Here is a 15,886-nt window from a genome sequence, read left to right on the forward strand (position 1 = left end):
GAACAATACTACGCTACGTCACCCCAAGCGACCCTCCCGCGGAGCGGGTTCGTGCATTGGTCGTTAGCGGACGTACCCTACCCCTCTCCCTTGAGGGAGAGGGCTGCGTAGACTTGGCTGCTTGCAGCCTTAGTCGTAGCTGGGTGAGGGTGTCACGGCCTCACGCGGGCGCGCGCCACTCGCGTCGATCCCCCTCATCCAACTTCGCCTAGGCGGCTTCGTCGCCAAGGCTTCGTATCCTTCTCCCCCAAGGGGAGAAGGGCGTGTTGCTTCTCGCCGTCATCCTATCCAGCGCACAAAAAAGGGGCCGACTTGGCGGCCCCTTTTTTCTCATTCGGCTTTGCGCGCCCTTAGCGGGGCGGCTGGGCACCGGCTGCGCCTTGCTGTTGCTGCATCATCTGCTGCATCTGCATGATTTCGGCGCGCGACTTGAAGTCGTGGAGGGTGACGTCGAAGATCAGGATCGAGCCGGCGGGGATCGGCCCTGCCGCCTGATCGCCATAGCCAAGCTGCGGCGGGATCCAGAGGCGGTATTTGCCGCCCTTCTTCATCTTTTGCAGGCCTTCGGAGAAGCCGGGGACGACGCCGTCGATCGGCATCGGTGCCTGCGGATTTTCGTCGAACACGGTGCCGTCGAGCAGCGTACCCTTATAGCCCACCAGCGCCACGTCGGCGGTGGTCGGGCTGGGTCCGGTGCCTTCGGTCAACACCTGATATTGCAGACCCGATGGCGTGGTGATCACGCCGTCAGCATCAGCATTCTGCGCCATGAAGGTGGACGGCGAGGCTTCGATGCCCTGCTGCCCGGCCCAGGCCAGACCGCCAGCCGCCAGCGCAAGCGCAGCGACACCAATCCAGAGGCGCGTCAAAGACCCCCTGGCGATAGGACGAAGGGGAACGGCCGTTGTGGACATGGCGAAGCTTCTCGCAATTATGAGCGGGCAGACAGCAGGAAAGCGGGACGGCGCAGGCCGCCCCGGCGGCGCTTACTTCGCGCCGTCGCGCTCGGCGCGCTTGCGGTCCATCTTGCGGGCACGGCGCACGGCAGCGGCCTTTTCACGGGCGCGCTTTTCCGAGGGCTTCTCGTAGTGACGACGCAGCTTCATTTCGCGATACACGCCTTCACGCTGCAGCTTCTTCTTGAGCGCGCGGAGGGCCTGGTCGACATTGTTGTCGCGAACGATGATCTGCATAAGTCCGTCAATCTCCAATCGAAAACGAGCGTTTTGCCGGGATTTTCCAATCCGTCCCGACAGCCCGTCGCAATAGCAAAGCCTGTGAGTCGTCGCAGGTCACCCTACGCCGTGTGGGGCGCGCCCTACCAGCAGAGTCGCGGCAATTCAACCCTAAAGCCCGCGCTCTAGACTTACGTGCGCGGAAGGTGGATAATATTTGCCACTATATAAGAGAGGATCGCCCATGGCCAGCGCCGCAAAACGCCCCGACATATCCCCCGCCGAATGGGAGGCGCGCCAGCAACTGGCCGCCTGCTACCGCATATTCGACCATCTCGGCTGGTCCGAACTCATCTACAACCACATCACCGTGCGCGTGCCGGGCGAGGACAGCGCGTTCCTGATCAACCCGTTTGGCCTGGGTTATCATGAGGTGACCGCGTCCAACCTGGTCAAGATCGACATTGACGGCACGGTGCTGGACGGCAGCCCCTATCCGGTCAACCGGGCGGGCTTTGTCCAGCATAGCGTGTTTCATCGCCATTTGCCCGACGCCCATTGCATCATACACACCCATACGACAGCGGGGATGGCTGTGAGCGCCACGGTCGAAGGGCTGCGCCCGATCAGCTTCTACGCCGCCGCCTTTGCCGGGCGGATCGCCTATCATGATTTTGAGGGCGTCACGATTCGCGGCGAGGAAGGCGAGCGGCTGATCGCCAATCTGGGCGATAGGCGGGTGATGATGCTGCGCAACCACGGCACGCTGGTGATGGCGGAAAGCCTGCCCGAAGCCTTTTTGAAGCAATGGATGCTCCAGCGCGCCTGCGAGATTCAAGTGGCGGCCGGGGCGGCGGGGACGCCGGTGGAGCTGAGCGCAGACGTGATCGCGGTGCATCAGCGCGATCTGGCCGGGGTGCAATTGCCGGTCGGGCCGGGCGTACCGGATTTTCAGGCGATGGTGCGGGTGATCGACCGGGCGGACCGGAGTTGGCGGGATTAGGGAGAGCGAGAGTGGATGCCCCCCACGCCGTTTGTTTCGTCCGCAGTCGAGAAACCTGCGCGCGACGTTTCTCGACTTCGCTCGAAACGAACGGAGGTTGGTGGTTTCACGGCCGCGGACAACTCGCGCCCTCATCCGCCAGCCGTCGCACCTCCTGCGCGGCGACCTGGGCCAGCCAGGCGCGGCGTTCGGCCTTGTCGGCATTTTCTTCCGCCAGTTTGCGCGCGGCCTGCGCTTCGTTCCGCTGCTGCACTGCCATGCGGGCATAGGTGAAGGCGGCGATCGACAGGCCGCTCAGCACGACGATCAGCAGGAAGGCGAAGGCGCCGAGCGCGGCGGCGATGCGGCGGCTGCGGCGCTGGTCGCGGCGGTAGAGGCTGGCATAGGGGGTGCCGAGCAGTCCGGCGATCAGCTTGAGCTTGACGATGTTGCGGTCATTTTTCTGGAGATCGGGCGCAAGCGGTTCGAGCGGCTGGCTGCGATCCAGTTCGCCATTGGCGTCGAGCGCGAACAGCAGGGGTGCGGGGAAACAGTCGGTGTCGACATCCCCCGGCTTGCCCGCCGCGATCAGCGCGAACACCGGAGCGTCCGGGTTGATCGTCTTGAAGCTGCGAATTTCCTTGTCGACCCAGACCGATCGGGCCGCGCTTGGAGAGCAGATGACGATCAGCGCGTCGGAGCGGGCGAGCGCGCCCTGCAATTTGGGGCCGAGTTCGGCGGCCCCGGCCAGCTCATCCTCATCGCGGAAAATCGGACGCAGCCGGGCGGGGATCGGGCCGCGATCGCCCGGCGTGCCGACCAGCGCCTTTGGCACGCGATAATTTTCGATCGCGCGGTGCAGCCAGCGGGCGACCTTCATATCGGCATGGCTGTAGCTGATGAAGGCGGCATAGCGCCCTGCCCCCGCCCCGCCGACCAGAGCGGTCAATTGTTTGGCCAGGTCCGCGCCACCGCTCAGCACTGGCTTTCCGACCATGGCGGCAGTATCCACGGGAATGGAGATGATCTTGCTGAAAGGGTTGGACATGAAGCGCAAAATCCTAGTCGCAAGTGGGGCGATGATGCTGGTGGCCAGCGGGGCGATGGCGCAGGACGCGGCACCAGTTGCCAAGGCACCCGCCGACCCCTTCGCGCAGGCGATTGCCGCGCGGCAGGTCGCCGACTTTGCCAGGCGCGAGGGCGATCCCCATGCGATGCTGACCGCTGCGCGGATGCTCAAGCAAGTGCCGATGACCGATGGCGCGACTCCGGCGGAGGGCGACGCGGCCTTTTCGCCCGATGCGCTGTTTGCCGAGGCCAAGGCGCTCGCGCGCGACGACCAGGCGTTGCTGTTGCAGATCCGGCTGGCCCAGTCGGCGGCGGGGCGCGGCGTAACGGAGTCGGCGTTCGGCAAGGGGCTGGTGCGGCGGGTGCAGGATGTCGGCGCGCGCAACGCCTATCGCTTCACCGTGACGGCCAAGGGTGGCGAACCGCTGCGCATCGGCGCGATCGGCGACATCGGCACCAGCATGTATATCCGCCTGCTCGATGCGTCGGGCAAGCAATTGTGCCTGGACGATAATGCCGATTATGCGCCGGTCTGCGCCGTGACGCCGCGCGCGTCGGGGCAATATCGTATCGACATCGGCAATAAGAGCGCGGCCAAGAGCCGGACGGTGATTTTGAGTAATTGAGGCGCTACTGGCGCATCCGCACCGGCCCACACCCCCACCCGACCGCCCACAGAGTATATCCTGAATGGGCGGTCGGGTGGGGGCGTGGGCCGGTGCGGCAACCGAAATGCGCTCTTTCGCGCATTTCGCCAAAAGGGTAATTGAAATCGGCATCGCGTCAGTTGCCGGTATAAAGTTCGCCGATCGACAGGCTGGCCTGCCCCTGCGCCTTGGCCAGCAGATCGCGGATCGGCGCGACCAGCCGGGCGGCGGCGCGCTGATTTTCGACCGTGCGTAACAGGACCCGGAAGGCTTCGGGCGGCTGGGGCGTCACCAGGGCGACGACATGGTCCGCGCCATAGGGGGCGATGACCTGGCTTTCGAGGACGGGGAGCGACTGGCCCGGCGCAAGGCGACCGTCGCCATCCGAGGGCGCGGATGGGAAGAGGCGCTGGACGGTGCCGTCCGACGCTATGTTGAACACGGTGGCATATTGGGGGGCGGTAACTGACTGAGCGGTCCCCTGCTGCGCCAGCGCCAGCGTGACCGGCGCGCCGGACGGATAGCGCGCGCCATTGTCGAGTGGACCGACCATCAGCCGCGTGCGCTGTTCCGACAGGAGCGGGCGCAGCGCCTCAATCGCGGCCCATTTGTCGATGACGCCGCGCAGTTGCGGCAGGGTTTTGACATTTTGCGCGACCATGTCGCCAGTGCGGCGGAGCATGGCGTGACGGGCAGTGTCCCAGACGAAATCCGCGCCCTTGCCGTCGGTCAGGATGCGCCACGGATGGTCATTGCCGGTGACGCTGGCGCGCGCTTTGACGTCGGCAACATAAAGGCCCGGCAGCGGCGGGGCGACCGGAGGCGCTGGCGGCGGCGGCACGGTGGCGAACAGCCCCTGCCCTTCGCGGCCCGGCGGAATGATGCTGCTGCTTTCCTGCCGCTGGCCGCTCAACATGCGGACCTGGACGTTGAGATAGGTGCCCAGTTCGCCGATGGTCAGTTTGCCATCGCCATCCTGATCGGCCGCCATGCCCTTGCCATCGGCGCGCGGTGTGGTCAGCCCCTGCTCGAACGACCAGGTGAGGAAACCGCGCGTCGGTGCGCCCTCGACCGGAAGGGCGTTTTCCCAAGCGACCTGATCGTCACGCGCGGCGCTGATATAGAAGAGGTTGGGCAGATCATCCCGCGTGGCGGTGAGCGCCGCGCCCTCGACCGAGGCGAGCGTGCTGGCGAAACGCGGGGCGGGGCGTGATCCCAGCTCGACATTGCGCCCGCCCAACGTCAGGCGCGGGGTCATGCCCATGGCGCGCGGATCGACCGAGCGGTGCAATGTGCCGGAATGGCAGGTGTCGGCCATCATCAGCACCTGCACCCCGCGGGGGACATAAAGAGCAAGCCAGGTGTAGAAATCCTTGTCGACGATGAAGCGTTCGGCGTCCTTGCTGTCGGGATCGAAACCGGGCAGCGGCAGGAACTGGTCGGTATCGCCGTCGCGCGTCCCCTTGACGCTGGCTTCGGCCAGTGCGCCATGACCGGTATAATAAAGGAAGATCCAGTCACCCGGTTTAGAGCGAAGCCCCAAAGCATGGAGCGCGGTTTCAACCGTGGTGCGACTGACGCCGTCATTACGCAACACTGTGACATCGCTGGCACCCTGACCGCGAATCACTGTTTCCATCGCCTGGAGATCATTTTCGGGACCGGCCAGATCCATGATCAGGGACGAGCGGAACTGCCAGGCGCCGACCAGCAGGGCGCGTGTTTCGGCTTTGGCGATCGAAGGACATATCAATATTGTGACAAAAGTCGTCAATACTGTTGCCCAGAGTCCACGACGCCCCTTCGCCACTTGGAATCTCCCGCGCTTTTTTGTTGCCTGTTCAGTCATAACCCCATAATCTCATAATGGTTGGGGGAGCAATAACTATATCATGACTCAGGGGGGAACGATGATAATAGTCAGAAGCTTCTTAACCATTGCTTCTGCGGGACTTTTGCTGGGCATGGCATCTGCCGCGCTGGCGCAGGCCAACCCACCCGCGACACCGCCGCAGGATCAGCCGGGCCACGCGACCGATGGCGCGGCGGCACGCGGCGTGCGCATCATCGCCCCCGAAGCGCCGCCCGCGAACGTTGTTGCGAATGGGCAACAAGCCGCTCCCGCGACCAAGCCACCTGCGGCCAATGCGATTGCGCCAGTGAAGCTGCGCCCGGCAGATCCCGTCGGCGCGCGGCCAGTCCCCGTTCCTGCACCCGCCGTGCTGAAAGCCTGCAACCGGCCGGTGGCCAAGCCCACGCTCCGCTTTGCCGATCCTGCCCGGTTCGACCGCGCGCTTAAAGGCGCGCTGAGGCGGGGCAAGACCGTCGTGGTCGATCTCGATTCGCCCTATCCGGTCGCCAATGAAGCGCCCGCGCCGCTGGGTGCCTGGCTGAACGAGGTTGAAAAGAGCGGCGGCATGGTCACGGTCAGTCCCTATTGCCAGAAGGGGCGCGGCCTTGGCGGCTTCCTCGCCAAGCTGTTCGGCGGCGGTCCGGCCGAACCGTATAAGGCCGCGCGCGCCTATGACGCAGTGCTGCATGTCGATGCGGTCGACCAGATCGTCACTCAAGTGGAATTCGCGCCGCGCAAGGCCACGAAATGATCGCGCGCGCTGCTTTGTCTCTCGCGCCCCTGTTCCGCGCCATGGCAGCGCTGGGCCTACTGGTCGCGCTGCTGGCTGGCGGCGGGGCGGCGCAGGCCGCGGACGAACCCCGGCTGGCGCTGGTGATCGTCAATGGCGCCTACCAGTCGTTCGACAGGCTGGCGTCCACCTATGCCGATGGCGACAAGATCACCACCGCGCTCAACGCCACCGGCTTTGTCGATGCGAGCGGCGAGGGACCGGTGCAGGTGCGCCGCGACCTGTCGCGTGACGCGATGCTGGCCGCAATCGCTGATTTTCGCGCAAAACTGGCCGCCGCCGGACCCAAGGCGTTCGGGATGCTCTATTTTTCCGGCCATGGCGCGGCGCTGGGCAGCTATGGCGATGTAATGCTGCTGCCGGTCGATGCCGGGCGCGACGTGACGGCGGAGACGGCGACGCTGACCCGCGCCGCGCTGACCCGCAACCTGCTGGGGTCGGGCGCGAAAACGATGCTGATCGTGCTGGACATGTGCCGCAATGTGCTGGCCGCGCCGCCGCCCTCGCTGGCGCAGATGATCGCCGACCAGACTGGGGTCGAGACGAGCGCCGTGGGCGAGCTGGCCGGGAGCAAGGGGCTGCGCCGGATGGTGCGCGCGCCTGCCGCTGCGATCCGGCCCGACCAGGGCTATCTGGTCGCTTTTTCCACCAGCGCGGACCAGTTCGCATTCGACGATGGTATTTTTTCCAAGGTGCTGGCGGAGGAAATCCGCCGCCCGCAGCAGAATATTGCCGATGCCCTGAAGCGCGTATCGGATCGGGTCGCACTGTCGTCTGGCAAGAATTTCCAGAAGCCGACCTTCGACTATGGCCTGCAAGGCGCGCCGCCCTGCTTCATTTCCTGCGACCGGGCGGCGAACGACCGTTTCTATGATTGCGCCAACTGCCCGTGGATGCGCGCCATCCCCGCCGGCACCACGCCGTTCGGGTCGCCCGCGTCCGAGCCGGGACGCGGCAGTGACGAGCCGGTGCAGGCCAATGTGCGGATCGAACGGCCCTTTGCGATCGGTGTCTATGAAGTGACGATCGCGGAATGGAATGGCTGTGTGCGTGACAATGCCTGCACGAAGCTGGGCAATTGGGCGAAGGAAAATCCCAATCCGCTGATTCCGGCGACCGACATTAGTTATGAGGATGCGCAGGCGTTTCTGGCCTGGCTGACGGTCAAGTCCGGGCGCACCTATCGCCTGCCGACCGAGGCGGAGTGGGAATATGCCAGCCGGAGCGGCACGCCGAGCGCCTTTCCGTGGGGCGATGACATCAGCCCAAGCCAGGCCAATTATGACCATACCGCCCGCTATCGCGGATCGGATACCGCGCCCTATCGCGGCTATCCCGAAAGCGTGAACGGTTACCCCGCCAACGCCTTTGGCCTTAACCAGATGCAAGGCAATGTGTGGGAATGGACGTCGGGCTGCACCGACCAGTCGTGCCGAACGCGCGTGATCCGTGGGGGATCGTTCGAAAGCGCGCCCGATGCGCTGCGATCGGCCAATCGCTTCACCGTTGCGCCATCCAAGCGACGGCAGGATGCCGGACTGCGGGTCGTACGTGATCTGGACCCGGACGAGATACTCGGCGCGTCCTGACAGTTTTTCAATGAGGGTCAGGAACCGGACAGGGAAGCCGGTTCCGCAACAGGGGTGAGACAATGAAGAAATATCTGGCGACGGCGGCACTGATGGCAGTTGTGCCGGGGATGGCGCAGGCGGCGCCCTATCTGGCGACGGTGGGCAGTCCCAACAGCCTGCAACATAGCGCGGTGACCACGGCGCTGAACCTTAATGATCTGGACTATGACGATGACCCGGACACGCCCGGTTTCGACATGGAGGGGGATGCCGATACGATCGGCGCGGCGATCACCTATTGGGGTGCCTATGGCAATGAAGGCCAGCGCTACGAGCTGCGCTATCAAAAGGCGCTGCGCCCGTTCGAGGGCAGCCGCGCGCGCGTGCTGATCGACCCGGTGCTGAACGTCCTGCACGTCAACAATGGCGCGACCGCGACGATGGGGACGCTGTCCACCGGGATCGAGATACCGGTCCAGCCCAACTGGCTGATCACCCCGCGCATCGCCTATGGCGTCACCGACGCGGGTGCCTTTTTCGGATCGACCAGCAGCGACCTGATCACCGTGTCGGCCAGCAGCCGCTACAAGATCGCACAGGTCGGGCGCGGCGACCTGACCATCGGTAATATGATCGGCTGGTCCACCACCACCGATTGGGGTCTGGGGCGTGATCCGGCCTTCTATCTGAAGGAAAATGTCTTCACCTTCCGCAATGGCGTGGCCTATCAGCTGCCGTTCAAGGGGCGGATGTTCGGCGGGCGGCAGGGATCGCTGCGCGCCAGCTACACCTGGACCAAGCTGACCGACGATCCGCAATCCTATGAAAATGTCCATGAAGCGGCGCTCAGCATCGGTGTCCGTACCCGCGAGGCGGAACAGAAGAGCAAGGCGGAGCAACTGCGCATCGGCCTGATCTACACCCATGGCACGAGCAGCTTTTCGCATGATTTCGATTATGACGCGGTGACGCTGACCATCGGCTATCGCTTCTAAAAGCGGCACATCCAAGGGGAGGAACGGGCGATGACGCATGGGGCCAGAAGCTGGGGTGTTGCGGCATTGCTGGCGCTGTCGGGGGTCGGCCTTTCGGCGCTGTCGGCGCAGGAGGCGGACGATCCGCAGTTCATGACAGGCGCAGAACCCGTTTCTCCCGAAGAGTATGCGAAACTGCCCAAACAGGGGCGGTTTCGCGCCTATCTGCCCAAGCGGGTGGACCTGTCCAACGCCTATCCGCCGCCCGGATCGCAGGGACCGCAGCCCAATTGCGTCGCCTGGGCGACCACCTATGCCGCGCGCACATTCCTGAACTTCCGCGACAAGGCTGTGCAGCCCGCCACCCCCGCCGACCAGATGAGCCCGGCCTATGTTTACAACCGGCTGCGCCCGGCCGGATCGCCGTGCAGCGGGACGATCAGCATCGTCCAGGCGCTGACATTGCTCAAGAATGAGGGGACGGTCAGCCTGGCCGACTTCCCAGACGATATGACCAAATGCGCGATCCCCGCGCCCGAAGCGCTGAAAGCCAAGGCGGGCAATTATCGCCTGCTCGACTGGCGCGCGGTCGACCGCGAGGTGAAGGATGACTGGCGCACGCCGATCATCCTGGATGACGTCAAGGGTGCGCTGGCGCGTGGCGCGCCGGTGATCTTCGCCATGCCGGTGCCTGCCGATTTCAAGGCGCATCGGGGCAATGGCATCTATGCCCGTGCCGACAAGCCGGACAAGGCCAGCTATCACGCCATGGCGATCGTGGGCTATGATGAGGAGCGGCAGGCGCTGCGCATCATGAACAGCTGGGGTCCGATCTGGGGCGACAAGGGCTATGCCTGGATCGACTATGCGACCTTCCGGCTGCTGACCGGGGAAGCCTATTCGCTTGAAGCGCCGGTTGTCCCGGCAGCGCCCGGTACGCTGCCGTCTGCGCCCAAGAGCGCGGCGCAGATGGTGAGTGAACAGGCCGCCGCGATGCCGTGTGGGGCCGTCAATATTAAGGGCGGCGCAGTATCGGGCTTTTCCGGCGACCTGAATGCGATCGCCGCCTTGCGCGAAGCCGCTTTGAAGGCGGACCCCAAAACCAGGTTCGAGGTGCGTCATTTGCCCTGGCCGCAATGCGAGGCGGCGCTGACGCTCGCTGCACCACTGGCGCGCGCGGGGACGCGGATCGCGGCGCTGACCGAAGCGGGCACGCCGCGTGAGGGCGATCCGGTGACGATGAAGGAGAATGAGATTTTCGGCGTCAGCGCGACCACCACGGCGGCGCGGCCTTATCTCAGCATCATCTATCTACAGGCCGATGGCAGCGCGGTGGAACTGCATCGCGGCCATCCCGAACCCGATCGCAAGGGCGTGCGGCAGGTGATGATCGGCCTGTCCAAGACCGCGCAACGCTATGCCGTCGCCCCGCCCTTCGGCCCGGAACTGATCGTCGCGCTGGCGTCCGACAAGCCGCTGTTTGGCGATGATGAGGTGGTCAATGGCACCGAACGGCAATTTCTGACGCGGCTGCGCGCCAAGCTGGTCAGCCATCCCGGTGACGGCGTGTCCGCCGCCTTCGTCCGCCTGCACACCAGCAACTGACCGCCACGATGCGCGGGGGCAAGCAGGGCAAGGGACTAAGGCTGCCGCCGGTAGCGCCGATCGTGCGGTTCGGGGCGATGGGGGTCGCTTTCCTGCTGGGTACATGGGGCTTTGCGCAGGCCTACGGGCAGGCCGGGATCGCCTCCACCCTGGCGCAGGATGCGTTCCGGTCGCTGCGGCTGATCGTCGGCAATTTCCCGCAGGCGCTGGAGGGACGCGATTTGCCCGTCGCGCTGCATATCGCGCGCTGGGCGCTGCCGCTGCTGACTTTCTGGTCCACCGTCGCGCTGGCGTGGGAGCAGTTGCGCAATCCCTGGCGGCTGGCGGTGATTCGCGCGCGGGGCGACCATCTGGTGATTGCGGGCGACGCCGATAGCGGGCTGGCGGCGCAGGCAGCGACGGGCGCGCTGGATGAGGGGCGGCGGGTGCTGCTGTGGCCAGGGGACCGGCGCACTGTCTGGGTTGCCGACGCGATCGAGGCTGGGGCAGCGGAGGTCGAGCAGGCGGAGACGGACGACAGCGTGCAAGCACTGGCGCTGGACAAGGCGCGGGCCGTGCTGCTGCTGAGCCGCGAAGCGCGGACCAATATCGCGCTGGCCTCTGCCGTTATGGGGCAGGGGGCGCGGGTGCGGGCCGCTGGCGATCCGCTGGACGTCATCCTGCGGGTCGATGACCTCGACCTGCGGCGCAGCGTCGAGCAGCGTTTCGAGCAGGGCGACCGCAAGACGGCGCGGGTGCGGCTGGCGGCGCTGCCCGACATAGCCGCAAGGCAGCTGGCGTTGGCCCGGCCGATCGACGGTTTCAGTCGCGCCGGACAAACGGGGCGCGGGGTGCTGGTGATCGGCTTTACCCCGCTGGTCGAACGCTATGTGCTGCGGACGCTGGCAGGCGGCCATTATCGCGACGGGGGCAAGCCGTCCTTCTTCATGCATCTGGCCGATGCGGCGATAGCTGAGGCGGGGTTCCGGGCGCGCAATCCGGGGGCGGACAGCCTGTCGCCTGTGCGCTTTGTCGAGGCGCGGCCTGATCCGGCAGGGATCAGCGCGCTGATCGACCTGCATGTCGCGGCGCAGGGTGAGCCGGTCGCGATCCTGATCGATGCGGGCGAGGATGACCGGGCGCTGGCGATCGCGCTGGCCGTCGATGCGCGCTATCGCGCCGCCGCGCTAGTCGCGCCGCCCATCCATGTGCGGATGAATGGCGGGCATGACGCGCGGCTGGGCGCGGGGATTTTACCGTTCGGGGCGCTAGCCGATCTAGCCGATCCCGACATGCTGTTGCAGGATCGGCATGATGCGCTGGCCCGGTCGATCCATGATTTCTATCTGGAGGGCCGCTTTGCGGAAGGGGAGCGGATCGGCGTGCGGGCGTCGATGCAGGAATGGGACAATCTGCCCGAATCCTTCCGCGACGATAACCGGCTGGTCGCCGACTGCTACCAGTTGAAGCTGCGCGACATTGGCGCGCGGCTGGTCGAGGGCAGCGGGCCGTCGCTGCTGCTGACGCCCGACGAGCTGGAGGAATTGTCGCGCGCCGAGCATGACCGCTGGATGGCGGCCAAGCTGGTGCAGGGCTGGACGTTCGGCGCGGTCCGCGACGATGCCAAGCGGCTGCATCCCGACATTATTCCCTATGATGATTTGAGCGAGGCGATCAAGGATCTGGACCGGGAGCAGGTGCGGATCATGGCGCGGTTGCTGGGCGCGTCGGGACGGCGGGCATTGCGGGTGCTGACCGTGGCGATCTTGCCCGGTGGGGAGAGCGCGCCGCCCGATCCGGGCGCGCTGCTGGCGGCTCTGGACGTCCATTACCCCGATCGGGTGCCGCTGTTCGCGGGTGATCTGGCCGATGACTGGTCGCGAGCGATGATGGGGGGGCTGCATGAGCGGGGGCAGTTGATTCAGCTGAGGCTGACCAGCCATGTCCAGGCGATCATCGACAGGCTCCATGGCGGCGACGCGCGGATCGCAGCGAAGTTGGTGCGGGCAGCGGACGGCATCGATGCAGTCGCCGATCCGACCCATCTGCCCGATGCGCAATTGATCCTGACGCCGGGTCCGATGGAGGACAATCGCGCCGTGCAACTGGGCAGCGACGGCGCGATCGTCCGGGCGCCATGGGCGCGCTGAGGGGCAGCCGCAAGATATTTGCCGCGCTGGGGGCCGGGCTGTGGCTGATCGGGCGCGCGGCGCGCGGCATGGCGCGTCGGCTGGTAGCGGGCGACCGGCTGGCGCAGCGGCAATTGGCCGATGGCCTGCCGCTGCATGTGTGGCGACCCTTGCGCACCCTGTTGCCGCTCGCCGCGCTGGCGGGGATGATCGCCGGGATTGGCGCGGCGCGGCTGCTGGCATTGTACAACGCGCAGATTCCGGTGCAGGCGGCTTTGGCGGAAACGCTGTTGCGCGACATCGTGCCGTTGCTGGTCGGGCTGTTTGCGTCGGGCAGCGTGTCGGTGGCGCTCTCATCCCGGCTGGGGGCGATGTCGCTCAATCGGGAGATTGACGCGCTGGAGGCGCTGGGGCGCGATCCGGTCGGCCATGCGCTAGGTCCGGCGCTGGTCGCGGTGCTGCTGTCGGTGCCGATCCATATGATGCTGGCAGGGTTGGCCGCGCTGGTCGGCTGCGCCCTGCCGCTGGGGTTGATGGCCAATATCGACTGGGCCCAATGGGCGGGCTTTGCCTTTTCGCACGAGGCGGCGGGCGCGATGCTGACCGGCATGGGCAAGGTGCTGGTCTATGCGCTGATCGCCTTTGGCGTGGGCGGCGCGGTGGGGGCCAAGGCGGTGCGATCGCCCGCCGACATTGGCCGCCGCGCGACCACTGCCTTTACCGCCGGGCTGCTGGGGATTTTTGCCGCCGCAGTGGTGTGGACGGCCTTGGCATGAGCGCATTGCTGGCATTTGAGGGCGTCAGTCTGGTGCTGGGCGGAGTGCGGCTGCTGGACCGGATCGACCTGCGCATCAGCGAGGGCGAACGGGTTGCTATTGTGGGGGAAAGCGGGTCGGGCAAGGGCTGGCTGTTGCGGCTGGCGGTCGGGCTGGCGGAGCCGGGTAGCGGCACGGTGCGGCTGATGGGGGTTGCGCTGGACGGCGCGGATACGGACCAGCGCCGCCTGTTGCGCGCGCGGTGCGGTCTGGCGATGCAGGGCGGGTCGTTGCTGGGCGATCTGACCGTCGAGGAGAATATGCGGCTGGCGCTGGGGCGCGGCGGCGGGCGCGACGCGCGGGCCGGGCGGCGGATCGACCGGCTGCTGCTGGAATATGGGCTGGAGCAGGCGGCGAGCATCCGTGCCGATATGCTGTCCATCGGTGAGCGGCGGCGGGCGGAACTGGCGCGCGCCTTCATGCGTGATCCTGACCTGCTGATTCTGGACGAGCCGTTCGAGGGCGCCTATGCGCGCGGCGCGGCACTGGAGGAACAGGTGCGGCGGCGGATCGTGCCACATGGCCGGGCGCTGCTGCTGCTGACACAGGATGCGGCGCTGGCGGGGCGATTGTGCGAGCGGGTGTATCGGCTGGAGGCTGGGCGGTTGGTGTGACGCCGCGTGTTCCCGCGCAGGCGGGAATCCATTTCAGAGGGACGGACTGGGTTCCCGCCTGCGCGGGAACACGCGGGGTTGTTCAGCAGGGCGCGGCCGTGACCTTGCCCGATACGGCGTCCTCTACAAAGGCCGCGACCGCCTGCTCGATCGCGCCCTGAAATGCCGCAGCCCGTGCCGTGCCTGCTGCCGAGGCGATCGGACGGGTGGCGCAATAGCGGCCGGTCCAGACCGCCTTGCCCTGCGCCACCTGGGTCACGTCGAAGGCGATGACAGCCTCAGCAACGCCAGCGCCGGTCACTTCCTCGAACCGGTCGAGCGTGGCCACGACCCGGCGGTCGGCGGCGAGCGACAGGTCCGGTCCGGTGACGGCGGCAAAGCGGGTGCGCAGCCCGGCGACCAGCGCGCGGGCGAGCATGGTGGCGGGTGGTTCTTCCCAGAACAGGGTCGCGGCCTGCCGGATTTCGCCGGGCGTGGCGGCATCGACATAGGCGTAGCGCAGCCCGCCGCTGAGGCCTCGCGCCTGTACCGGGGCGACCGCCAGCGTCGGCGCAGGCTGGACCGGGCCGGAGGTGAAGCGAGGCGAAACACGCATGGTGACAGGGGCGTCGCCACCCTTCAGCGCGGCGCAGGCCGGGAGCATCAGGAGCGAGAGGATCGAGGCGAGGCGCATCATTTCTTTCCTCCCGGCGGTGGCGGATCGGCGTAGCGCTGGCCCCGGATCGCGAAGGTCGGGTCGCCCGCCAACCTTTCGCTGAGGTTTCCAAGGCTGGCGCTGGTGCGTTCCAGATTGGCGCTGGTGGCGATCAGCGAGGCGGAGGCGCCTTCGAGGATCATCCGCGCCTCGCTGGCGCTGCCCTTCCCTTCGGCCAGCAGTCCGGCGATGCTGCTCTGGTTCTGCGCGACCATCGCCTGGGTTTCGCGCAAGATGCCGTTCAATGCGGCGATGTCGATTTCCGACGCGCGGCCGGTCGCCTTGCGGACGTGGGAGAGGGTCAGCGCAATGTCGCCCTGCCCCGGCGTGAAGCTTCGGTCGAGCTGGGTGCTGAGCGAGTTCAGGGCGGCGAGGGTTTCGGTGGCGTTGCGGGCGACCTGCGCCATGTCGACCGCGCTGCCCGATCCATCGCCCTGCAACATGGTGGACAGCCGCTGCGCCATGGCGTTGGCGGTGCGGGCGACGGCAGCGGCTTCGCCGATTGCGATCGAGGCGGTTTCGAACAGGTCGGCGGGGCGGCGGCATCCGGCGATGGCGTCTGCGCTCTGTGGCCCGGCGATGCTGTCGCAGCCATAGGCGCGGCGGGCGGTGGCGCATTGGGTGGTGGCGGTTTCCAGCGCGACCAGTTCGATGCGCGGGGCCGTCAGCGGATTGGCGGCGGCAACGGTGGCGAAGGCGCAGGGCGATGGCCGCCAGTCCTTTGCCACGCCCATATGGACCGCGAAGGTGCGGCTGGCACCATCCAGCTCGACCGAGCGAACCTGTCCGATAGGGGCGCCGCGAAAATAGACCTGAACGCCGGGGGAAACACCCTCGACATCGTCGAGCGTCGTGGCGATGACCCGCTGGCGGAAGAAGGGATCAGGGACCAGCGCCAGTATTGCGACCAGCGCGACGGCGAGGATCGCGGCCCCGACGCCCCATCTGATCTGCGTTGCTGCGTCCGGCGTCATCAACCCCTCCCCTGCCG

15 protein-coding genes are annotated in these 15,886 nt (G+C 66.6%); 9 read left to right on the forward strand and 6 right to left on the reverse strand.

The features are described 5' to 3' along the window. Positions 1–350: 350 nt before the first annotated feature. Together ACODR8_RS09160 and rpsU are read right to left on the reverse strand one after the other, a co-directional pair. Positions 351–914, reverse strand: a complete 564-nt coding sequence (locus ACODR8_RS09160; protein WP_294137780.1) for an FKBP-type peptidyl-prolyl cis-trans isomerase — start codon at positions 912–914, stop codon at positions 351–353. A 72-nt stretch (positions 915–986) separates the two neighbouring features. Then, the gene (gene rpsU / locus ACODR8_RS09165; RefSeq protein WP_006957190.1) at positions 987–1,193 is read right to left on the reverse strand and encodes a 30S ribosomal protein S21; all 207 of its coding nucleotides are present in this window, start codon (positions 1,191–1,193) and stop codon (positions 987–989) included. Between the two features lie 226 nt (positions 1,194–1,419). Between rpsU and ACODR8_RS09170 the strand changes: the two genes are divergently transcribed. Then, positions 1,420–2,178, forward strand: coding sequence for a class II aldolase/adducin family protein (locus tag ACODR8_RS09170; protein ID WP_489006964.1), 759 nt, complete (start codon positions 1,420–1,422; stop codon positions 2,176–2,178). Positions 2,179–2,284: 106 nt separating this feature from the next. Here the strand turns inward: ACODR8_RS09170 and ACODR8_RS09175 are convergent, their stop codons facing one another. Next, positions 2,285–3,205, reverse strand: a complete 921-nt coding sequence (locus ACODR8_RS09175) for a toll/interleukin-1 receptor domain-containing protein (RefSeq protein ID WP_489006965.1) — start codon at positions 3,203–3,205, stop codon at positions 2,285–2,287. Here ACODR8_RS09175 and ACODR8_RS09180 point away from each other — a divergent pair. Then, positions 3,204–3,851 carry a hypothetical protein gene (locus ACODR8_RS09180; RefSeq protein WP_489006966.1) on the forward strand — a complete coding sequence of 216 codons (648 nt, stop codon included), beginning with the start codon at positions 3,204–3,206 and terminating at the stop codon, positions 3,849–3,851. The genes ACODR8_RS09175 and ACODR8_RS09180 overlap by 2 nt on opposite strands. A gap of 157 nt (positions 3,852–4,008) precedes the next feature. On the opposite strand, the gene ACODR8_RS09185 is transcribed toward ACODR8_RS09180, so the two are convergent. Further along, positions 4,009–5,646 carry a caspase family protein gene (locus ACODR8_RS09185; protein WP_489006967.1) on the reverse strand — a complete coding sequence of 546 codons (1,638 nt, stop codon included), beginning with the start codon at positions 5,644–5,646 and terminating at the stop codon, positions 4,009–4,011. Between the two features lie 190 nt (positions 5,647–5,836). Between ACODR8_RS09185 and ACODR8_RS09190 the strand changes: the two genes are divergently transcribed. The 7 genes from ACODR8_RS09190 (at position 5,837) to ACODR8_RS09220 (ending at position 14,201) form a co-directional block, all read left to right on the forward strand. Next, positions 5,837–6,475, forward strand: a complete 639-nt coding sequence (locus ACODR8_RS09190; protein ID WP_489006968.1) for a hypothetical protein — start codon at positions 5,837–5,839, stop codon at positions 6,473–6,475. Beyond that, positions 6,472–8,103, forward strand: a complete 1,632-nt coding sequence (locus ACODR8_RS09195; protein WP_489006969.1) for an SUMF1/EgtB/PvdO family nonheme iron enzyme — start codon at positions 6,472–6,474, stop codon at positions 8,101–8,103. Before ACODR8_RS09190 ends, ACODR8_RS09195 begins: the two co-directional genes overlap by 4 nt. Positions 8,104–8,165: 62 nt before the next feature. Then, a complete protein-coding gene (locus tag ACODR8_RS09200) occupies positions 8,166–9,080 on the forward strand; it encodes a hypothetical protein (protein WP_489006970.1) in 915 nt (304 codons plus the stop codon). 30 nt (positions 9,081–9,110) lie between these two features. Further along, entirely contained in the window at positions 9,111–10,664 is a 1,554-nt protein-coding gene (locus ACODR8_RS09205) for a C1 family peptidase (protein ID WP_489006971.1), read from the forward strand. A gap of 8 nt (positions 10,665–10,672) precedes the next feature. Beyond that, positions 10,673–12,793, forward strand: coding sequence for a RyR domain-containing protein (locus ACODR8_RS09210; RefSeq protein WP_489006972.1), 2,121 nt, complete (start codon positions 10,673–10,675; stop codon positions 12,791–12,793). Beyond that, the gene (locus ACODR8_RS09215) at positions 12,781–13,548 is read left to right on the forward strand and encodes an ABC transporter permease (protein WP_489006973.1); all 768 of its coding nucleotides are present in this window, start codon (positions 12,781–12,783) and stop codon (positions 13,546–13,548) included. The genes ACODR8_RS09210 and ACODR8_RS09215 overlap by 13 nt, the downstream gene beginning before the upstream one ends. Then, complete coding sequence (locus ACODR8_RS09220; protein ID WP_489006974.1) at positions 13,545–14,201, forward strand: ATP-binding cassette domain-containing protein; 657 nt, start codon at positions 13,545–13,547, stop codon at positions 14,199–14,201. Before ACODR8_RS09215 ends, ACODR8_RS09220 begins: the two co-directional genes overlap by 4 nt. Positions 14,202–14,283: 82 nt before the next feature. Here the strand turns inward: ACODR8_RS09220 and ACODR8_RS09225 are convergent, their stop codons facing one another. Continuing rightward, positions 14,284–14,877 carry an ABC-type transport auxiliary lipoprotein family protein gene (locus ACODR8_RS09225; RefSeq protein ID WP_489006975.1) on the reverse strand — a complete coding sequence of 198 codons (594 nt, stop codon included), beginning with the start codon at positions 14,875–14,877 and terminating at the stop codon, positions 14,284–14,286. Then, positions 14,874–15,869 (reverse strand): MlaD family protein, encoded by a 996-nt coding sequence (locus ACODR8_RS09230; protein ID WP_489006976.1) that lies wholly within the window; start codon positions 15,867–15,869, stop codon positions 14,874–14,876. Before ACODR8_RS09230 ends, ACODR8_RS09225 begins: the two co-directional genes overlap by 4 nt. Between the last annotated feature and the right edge of the window lie 17 nt (positions 15,870–15,886).

This window comes from Sphingobium sp. FG58 (assembly GCF_057809055.1).

Bases quoted from the DNA above. Each gene is read 5' to 3' on its own strand.
- ACODR8_RS09160 (WP_294137780.1), bottom strand. From the start codon at position 914: ATGTCCACAACGGCCGTTCCCCTTCGTCCTATCGCCAGGGGGTCTTTG.
- rpsU (WP_006957190.1), bottom strand. From the start codon at position 1,193: ATGCAGATCATCGTTCGCGACAACAATGTCGACCAGGCCCTCCGCGCG.
- ACODR8_RS09170 (WP_489006964.1), top strand. From the start codon at position 1,420: ATGGCCAGCGCCGCAAAACGCCCCGACATATCCCCCGCCGAATGGGAG.
- ACODR8_RS09180 (WP_489006966.1), top strand. From the start codon at position 3,204: ATGAAGCGCAAAATCCTAGTCGCAAGTGGGGCGATGATGCTGGTGGCC.
- ACODR8_RS09175 (WP_489006965.1), bottom strand. From the start codon at position 3,205: ATGTCCAACCCTTTCAGCAAGATCATCTCCATTCCCGTGGATACTGCC.
- ACODR8_RS09190 (WP_489006968.1), top strand. From the start codon at position 5,837: ATGGCATCTGCCGCGCTGGCGCAGGCCAACCCACCCGCGACACCGCCG.
- ACODR8_RS09195 (WP_489006969.1), top strand. From the start codon at position 6,472: ATGATCGCGCGCGCTGCTTTGTCTCTCGCGCCCCTGTTCCGCGCCATG.
- ACODR8_RS09200 (WP_489006970.1), top strand. From the start codon at position 8,166: ATGAAGAAATATCTGGCGACGGCGGCACTGATGGCAGTTGTGCCGGGG.
- ACODR8_RS09205 (WP_489006971.1), top strand. From the start codon at position 9,111: ATGACGCATGGGGCCAGAAGCTGGGGTGTTGCGGCATTGCTGGCGCTG.
- ACODR8_RS09210 (WP_489006972.1), top strand. From the start codon at position 10,673: ATGCGCGGGGGCAAGCAGGGCAAGGGACTAAGGCTGCCGCCGGTAGCG.
- ACODR8_RS09215 (WP_489006973.1), top strand. From the start codon at position 12,781: ATGGGCGCGCTGAGGGGCAGCCGCAAGATATTTGCCGCGCTGGGGGCC.
- ACODR8_RS09220 (WP_489006974.1), top strand. From the start codon at position 13,545: ATGAGCGCATTGCTGGCATTTGAGGGCGTCAGTCTGGTGCTGGGCGGA.
- ACODR8_RS09225 (WP_489006975.1), bottom strand. From the start codon at position 14,877: ATGATGCGCCTCGCCTCGATCCTCTCGCTCCTGATGCTCCCGGCCTGC.
- ACODR8_RS09230 (WP_489006976.1), bottom strand. From the start codon at position 15,869: ATGACGCCGGACGCAGCAACGCAGATCAGATGGGGCGTCGGGGCCGCG.